The 7,051-nt window shown below is 56.8% G+C and carries 5 protein-coding genes and 2 pseudogenes; all 7 read left to right on the top strand.

All coding sequences use genetic code 11. The features are described 5' to 3' along the window. Positions 1–337 precede the first annotated feature (337 nt). The 7 genes and pseudogenes from NKI54_RS33895 to NKI54_RS33870 all read left to right on the top strand — a co-directional run bounded on the left by NKI54_RS33895 (position 338) and on the right by NKI54_RS33870 (position 6,910). On the top strand, positions 338–1,579 hold the full coding sequence (locus NKI54_RS33895) for an ATP-grasp domain-containing protein (protein ID WP_352694123.1): 1,242 nt from the start codon (positions 338–340) through the stop codon (positions 1,577–1,579). Positions 1,580–1,912: 333 nt separating this feature from the next. Then, positions 1,913–2,653: an aspartate/glutamate racemase family protein gene (locus NKI54_RS33890; RefSeq protein WP_352694121.1), complete on the top strand. Its 741-nt coding sequence runs from the start codon at positions 1,913–1,915 to the stop codon at positions 2,651–2,653. Between the two features lie 521 nt (positions 2,654–3,174). Next, on the top strand, positions 3,175–3,462 hold the full coding sequence (locus NKI54_RS33885; protein ID WP_352694120.1) for a transposase: 288 nt from the start codon (positions 3,175–3,177) through the stop codon (positions 3,460–3,462). Between the two features lie 61 nt (positions 3,463–3,523). After that, positions 3,524–3,690: pseudogene (locus NKI54_RS36630) on the top strand (ISKra4 family transposase); the annotation flags it as partial. A 232-nt stretch (positions 3,691–3,922) separates the two neighbouring features. Beyond that, positions 3,923–4,375, top strand: coding sequence for an Lrp/AsnC family transcriptional regulator (locus NKI54_RS33880; RefSeq protein ID WP_352694118.1), 453 nt, complete (start codon positions 3,923–3,925; stop codon positions 4,373–4,375). A gap of 206 nt (positions 4,376–4,581) precedes the next feature. Continuing rightward, a complete protein-coding gene (locus NKI54_RS33875) occupies positions 4,582–5,529 on the top strand; it encodes an aminotransferase class IV (RefSeq protein WP_352694127.1) in 948 nt (315 codons plus the stop codon). A gap of 190 nt (positions 5,530–5,719) precedes the next feature. Further along, positions 5,720–6,910, top strand: a pseudogene (locus tag NKI54_RS33870) (glycine C-acetyltransferase). Positions 6,911–7,051 lie beyond the last annotated feature (141 nt).

Genomic DNA, 7,051 nt, shown 5'->3' with positions numbered 1-7,051 from the left:
CGACGTCCATTTTGCCGTCTGCTCCCACGTAGGCCCTCCGTCTCTCGCGATCGGGGGGATTCTTCGCACATTCACCTCATGCCCCGCACGAGGGGAGCGGCGTCGCGCTTACCTGAGCATTGCAACTCTCCGCAATTCGTCGAGACGCTCCTTGCCCGATAGCGGTAATCAAAACGCTGCAACAGATCCTTCAAACAAATTTACAGAAACTTTGCGACCGTACGCTGCCAAAAATAGTACCTTACCCCCCAAGGTCTGAGGTCAGGCAAAGTTAATAAGCTGATGCCGATTTAGGCGCGGACCGCCGCACAGTACGCAACCTCGGAGTCACCAGCCAATGGCAAGCAGAGCATTTATCCTGATTGAAGGCAATTCGAGAGGTAATGGTTTGAGATATCTCCAAGCGGCCAGGCGTTTTGGTCTTCATCCAGTTACCCTGTCAACCGATCCAGCTCAATACGACTATCTTGCTTCGGAACGGAGTGAGGCAATTCGTGTCGACACCGACAATGTCGATGCGCTCATCCGCGAATGTTCACAGCTGCGTGCGACGCACGGCATTGCGGGTATTAGTGGTTTTGCGCGCGTCGACGAGACGGTCTATGCAACAGTTGGCAAGCTGTGCCGGCACTTCAACCTACCGGGACCGAACCCGGCATCCGTTGAACGATGCAGTGACAAGTTTACTCAACGTCAGCTCCTCGCGGAGGCCGGCGTTCCAATTCCTGCTTATCGCTTGGCCACAAACGGGTCGGACGTAGAAAGCTCCGCCGCGGAAATCGGACTGCCGGTGATTGTGAAGCCTGCCGTAGGCAGCGGCAGCGTCGGTATCCGATTGTGCCGCAACGTCGATGAGCTAGCCGAACATACGACCTATCTATTGGGCGGGCAGCACATATGGCGGTCTTCGCCGAGGATACTGGTCGAAGAATTCGCACAAGGTCCGTGTTATTGGGCCGACATAATGGGAGATCAGATCATTGGAATTGGCAGTGGTGACTTCGGCCCCCCACCGCATTTCGTCTATCGGAGTTCCACCATTCCGGCCCCGCTGACTGATGACGAGCATGAGCGTATCGCCGATGTTTCGCTGAGCTGTTTGCGAGCTCTCGGCCTTGGCTGGGGGCCAACGGGCATTGAATACCGGTGGACGAAGCGTGGCCCAGTCGTCATTGAAGTCAATCCGCGGCTTCATGGCGCGCCCACTCCCCAACTGATTCAGCTGGCTTACGGTATTGATCTCATCACCGAACACATCAAGCTTGCCATCGGCGACGAATGCGATTTGCACAGAAGGCATTCGCAGACTGCGGCCGCGCGGTTTCTGGCTCCTGATCGCGATGGCACCCTCGATTGGATCGATGGCGACAGTCAGGCGGCTGCTGTGCCAGGCGTCGCCGAGGTCAAATTGTATGTTGGACCCAAGACGCCGATAGTCAGGAAAGGCGATTACCGCGACTTGATCGGACATGTCATCGCCGCTTCGCCCAGCCCTGCTCAGACCGAGGCGATACTTCAGCGCGCCGTCGATTTGATCGATTGGTCGATCCCACCTTTTTCGACTCCTTGCGAAGAATAGGAGGGGTTCTGCGGTTCCGCCCATCAGCCCTAGTCTCTCATGTTCCCTGTCAAGGCTGAAGGCGAGAGGGAACAACTGTTTGGCGCAAGTGTGCAAAGCAGTCGGATTGGCTTGAACTGCACAGGATCGGGGGTGGAGCTCAGAGACGACGATTGATCAGACTTTCATCCGCAGGTTGGAATAGGAAAGATCTAACATGCGCGCAATAGAAGGACACGGCGGGGCCGTCGGACACCATGGCGCGCCGGCCAGCGCATGACGCTCGCGAAAGTTCGCGACAGTACAAATAGCCAAGAGTGAACGTGGTTTGTTATAGCATGAGGAGTCGCTGACATGAGTGAGGTGAAAAGGACGATGATCGACAAGGCCCCGGTGTTGGGCATCGTCAAGCTGGATTATGAAGAGGCAACGGAAGAGTCGTCTGCCGAGCTCATCGCGCGGCATGCGGTTACACCGTTTGTGGTGTACGATCCGTCATTTTGGCAGGTTCCGTACCGTAGCGCGATCGCCAAAGCTGCCGATGCAGAGAGGATTAAGATTCCAACAGCGGAGGCCACCCGCGGAATGCTCGAGGCGGCTGGTCGGCTTGATGGCCACACTCAACTGATCATCGGAGACTGCGGGTATATGTGGGCATCACGAAAGCAACTTTATGGACGGACGTGCACTCCTACAGTTACCAGCGGGCTCGAGTTCCTCGATCTCGCCTTGCGCATAAGTAACCTGCCCGTTGGAATTATCACCTGGGACGCAAAATCACTCGCCCCTTTGTTGGAGGACCACCCGGAATTCGACCGTCTCCGTTTCGTGAGCGTATCAGAGCTACCCGAGTGGGCCAAAAGCATCCAATCCCCTTCCAAGTACTCGAGCCCCGGTGGCTGGACCAAAGATCGGATGTCAGAGCAGTTCGGCGCCCGGCTGGCCGAAGCATTCGCCGAAAATGGCACCTTCCGTGGCATTGGCATACTTGTGCTTGAGTGTACGTTGGTGCCCGACTTCCGCAAGACGATTCGAACGGTGACTTCAGTACCCGTGTTCGACCTTCTCCACTTCGCCAAAGCCGCGCTCGAATAAATCGAACACGCAGCCCTAGCTTTTCCGTTCGGGGCGAGCCGCCATGCCTAATCTGGCCGCGCCCGGCGTTGCCACCCTTGAAGCGCCAGAGTTGCCTCAGGGCGATGTTTGGGAGAGCGCGGGCTCGACCATTTCGCGGCAACGGCAAAATGATGTGTCGCGGCCGGGTGCCGTTTGCTGCGCCTGTCTGCCCTCGACGGGTTGGATACGTCGCAAGTCCGCGGTTCTAAGATGGTGCGCTGCCATCGCCAGGTCGTCTCTGTGCTTCCTCGAGGTTGTCACGGGTATTGACGCTTAACGCAGACGGTAGTCGATTTCTCGGTTCCTTATTTCGCCGGCGAAGTCCAGCGAAGCTGCCTTGCGCGAGCATGGCACAGTAGCTTTTAAGGTCGTCCTTACGAGCGTAGTTAGCAGCACAGCATGAGCCATCTGACGTTATTGACCCGCCTGAGCGTCGTCGTCGTTGGAATGAAGAGCATCAGTGCCGGATACTAGCTGCGGCATTAGCGCTCGGGGCCACAGTGGCGGGGGTGCGTCAGTACGATGTCGCGACCAGCCTGATCTGGCGCGGCACCGTGAGGGCTCGCGAGACGGGCTTTGCCGAAGTTGTCGTGGTTCCCGATGGGCCTGTCGCCGCTTCGGTGCCGGCGTCGCCACCAGCGATGATCGAGCTGGAGATCGCTGGCAAGGTGCGGCTGCGGATTCTGCTGACCACACCGCCGACACTGGCGGCGGCGATGGTGAAGGCGCTGGGCGTCTCCTCACCACATGAATATGGGCCGGCGCTCCTATCGCCTCGCAACGAGTAGTGTCAAAAATCGTGCCAAACGAAGGAACGGCTACAGGACTGCTTTAGGTGTGAAAAATCGCGCCTTCGTTGAAGCAACCGTCAGTGCTGTCATCGCAAGCGGTTCGCGAAAAGCAGCAAGTAGTGGAGCAGGATCGGCGACGGCTCCCTGCACTCGACCTTCGAGCAATGGTTTCCTGGTATGGCGAACGACAATCACGAACCAGACGAAACAGCTCTCGCCGCATAATCGCCCCACATTTCCTCATGCTCCCACAGCGGTCCTGCCGCGGCGAGTTTGAAATCTCGGCTTTGCCACGTCCATAGACGTCCTCCCCACGATAGGTCTTCCTGGCAGCGGCTGATTCTTGCCCTCGGCGGGTTAAAATTGATTTGTTTATTTCAAATTATGGGGCAATCTGAAATGATTGTGCCGCCACCTCCGGCGATTATGAAGCCGCAATCATAGCAGACATTCTTTCATGGATGACCTAGATCGAAGGATTCTTACGGCTCTACAAAAGAGCAACCGGCTTTCTTTTGCCGAACTGGCGGAATTGGTCGGTTCTTCGGCAGCGTCATGCATGCGTCGAGTTAACAAGCTACGTTCGGATGGCGTGATCCTTGCGGACATCTCGTTGGTGGATCCGAAGGCTGTTGGCAAATCGCTTACTGTTGTTGTCACGGTTGAGTTGGACCGGGAGCGTCTTGACCTCGTCGACGATTTTAAGCGCGCGATGCGCACGGCCAAAGAGGTTACCCAGTGCTACATGGTTACGGGCAACGCCGACTTTGTCTTGATCGTGGCGGTTGAGGACGTCGAGGCCTTTGACGTCTTCGTCAAGACAAAGCTCTATACCAACCCTAATGTCCGAAAATTCCAGAGCATGATTTCGCTTGATCGAGTCAAGTTTGAGCCGCGGGTAACGGTGTAGAGTTGGGCGGGCTGCGCTGAAGTCATCACTCCGGACCGCGTTTTGAAACCGCCATTGCGTGTCCAGCATCAGATTGACCTTTTTCATCTACGCAACCGTGCGATGTAGGGGCACAGTCGATCCTGTGTGAGGGCGGTGTGAGTTGCCGACCCCTCGACGCTGGCAAAGTAACCATCCTGGTGTAAGGAAAAGGAATGGCCATTCCCATGACACAGATCTTGCCTGTTCTTCCGGCTGTCGCTGAGCATTACTGTGACCAACGGGGCTACCCGGACGGAGTCGCTTTTATGGATGGGCAATACCTGCCGATGTCCGAGGCTAAGATCTCCGTCCTCGATTGGGGATTTTTGCACTCGGATGCCACATACGACACGGTGCATGTATGGAATGGCAGGTTCTTCCGATTGGATTTGCACCTTGATCGTTTCTTCCGGGGTATGGAGCGGCTGCGAATGAAGCTACCCTATGATCGGGAGACAATAGAGTCGATCCTTAGAAATTGTGTCGCTTTGTCAGGGCACAAGTCGTCGTACGTGGAGATGATTTGCACGCGCGGTTCGTCGCCGACATTCAGCCGCGATCCCCGGCAGGCGGAGAACCGCTTCATCGCGTTTGCTGTCCCTTTTGGGTCTGTTGCCAACAAGGAACAGCTGGAAAGAGGCTTGCACGTCGCGATCAGCGAGACTGTTCGCATTCCGCCCAAATCCATCGATCCCTCGATCAAGAACTATCATTGGCTCGATCTCGTGAAGGGCCTTTTCGACGCCTACGACATGGGGGCGGAGACAGCGCTGATCCTGGATGCGAACGGTCACATTGCGGAAGGGCCTGGCTTCAATGTATTCGTTGTCAAGGACGGCTCCTTGAGCACGCCCGCTTTTGGGGTGTTGCCGGGCATCACCCGCCGGACAGTGTTCGATCTTTGCTCCGAGATTGGGCGGTCCGCCACGGCTGCTGATGTCAGTCGTACTGAGATCAAAGCAGCTGACGAGGTATTCATCACCTCGACTGCCGGTGGCATCATGCCCGTGACCCGCATCGACGACGCTCCGATCGCCAGTGGACACGTCGGCTCCATCACGCGTCAGCTCATGGATCTCTACTGGCAAAAGCACGATGATCCGGCATGGTCGAGTGTTGTCGACTATCCCTGATCGTAACCTAGTCATGCGACGGTCGACCAAGTTATTGGCTCGAAGAGCGTTGGCAGGCGGTCTTGGCTGCCTACAGCACCGGTTTCGCCAGTGAAATAGCGCATCGCTGTTCACGGTGTCGCGCCTCGTCGCACCGGCTTTTGGATCGGTAACGTCTGGAACCACCAAATTCGAATTCAACGGAGTGCCGATGACCGCCGCCTTCATTCCCATCTGTCGGTGGAACTCGAAAGCCTGAAGGTGGCCGGGCTATATATAAGTCCGAGCGGGTCATCACCTCGATGCAGTCGCGCGAGATCGAACTCGCGGACGGCAGCAAGGTTCTGAATTTCTGCGCCAACAATTATCTAGGTCTCTCAGATAGCAGTGAACTGAGTGAGGCGGCAAAACAGGCCCTCGACCGCTATGGATACGGCATGGGATCCGTGCGCTTCATTTGCGGCACGCAGGAAGAACACAAGCAGCTCGAGGCAGCGATCTCACGCTTCCTTAGCACGCAGGACACAATCCTCTATTCTTCGTGCTTCGATGCCAATGGTGGCCTGTTTGAGACGCTGCTTGATGAGCAGGACGCGATCATCTCCGATGCGCTCAATCACGCCTCAATCATCGATGGGGTGCGGCTATCGAAGGCCAAACGCTTCCGCTACACCAATTCAACGACATGGCCGATCTTGAGGCGCGATTGCAGGAAGCGAAGGATTCCCGCTTTAGGCTAATCGCCACCGACGGTGTGTTTTCGATGGACGGCACCATCGCCAATCTCAAAGGCATATGCGACCTAGCGGAAAAATACGACGCCATGGTGATGGTCGACGATAGCCATGCTGTCGGAATTCTCGGCAAGAACGGAAGCGGTTCGGCCGAGCATTGCGGCGTCGAAGGCCGGGTGGATATTATTACTGGGACGCTCGGCAAGGCGCTGGGCGGGGCTTCCGGCGGCTATACGTCGGGCAAGCGCCAGGTGATTGACTGGCTACGGCAGCGATCCCGGCCCTATCTCTTTTCCAACACCCTGATGCCCGCGATTGCTGCCGCTTCGATCCGAGCATTCGCGCTTATGGAAGGAGGGGCTGCGTTGCGCGAAAGACTTTATGCCAATGCCGACCGCTTTCGGACTAAGATGTCGGATGCGGGCTTCACGCTGGCTGGCGCGAACCATCCGATCATTCCCGTGATGTTGGGTGACCCGAGCCTCGCGCAGCAGATGGCCGAGAAGATGCTGCAGCGCGGCATCTATGTGATCGGCTTCTCTTTCCCGGTGGTGCCGAAGGGCCAGGCGCGCCTCCGCACGCAGATGTCAGCCGCACATTCGAGTGCGGATGTGGACCGTGCTGTCCAGGCTTTCACGGAAGTAGGGAAGGAATTGGGAGCCATCTGATGTTCAACATGACGCAGCACTTCGATGCCAAAGGAATTTACGATGGTTTGACGCTATATCCGGCTCGCCCTCAATTGTCTGGAGAGCAAAATAACTAGAGTTGTTGTCATCGGCGCAGGAATCCCCGGTGTATCAACTAAT

It is taken from the genome of Mesorhizobium sp. M0663 (assembly GCF_040320585.1).
Taxonomy (GTDB): Bacteria; Pseudomonadota; Alphaproteobacteria; order Rhizobiales; family Rhizobiaceae; genus Mesorhizobium.
This window is presented reverse-complemented; position numbering and strand designations above follow the sequence as displayed.

Bases quoted from the DNA above. Each gene is read 5' to 3' on its own strand.
- NKI54_RS33895 (WP_352694123.1), top strand. From the start codon at position 338: ATGGCAAGCAGAGCATTTATCCTGATTGAAGGCAATTCGAGAGGTAAT.
- NKI54_RS33890 (WP_352694121.1), top strand. From the start codon at position 1,913: ATGAGTGAGGTGAAAAGGACGATGATCGACAAGGCCCCGGTGTTGGGC.
- NKI54_RS33880 (WP_352694118.1), top strand. From the start codon at position 3,923: ATGGATGACCTAGATCGAAGGATTCTTACGGCTCTACAAAAGAGCAAC.
- NKI54_RS33875 (WP_352694127.1), top strand. From the start codon at position 4,582: ATGACACAGATCTTGCCTGTTCTTCCGGCTGTCGCTGAGCATTACTGT.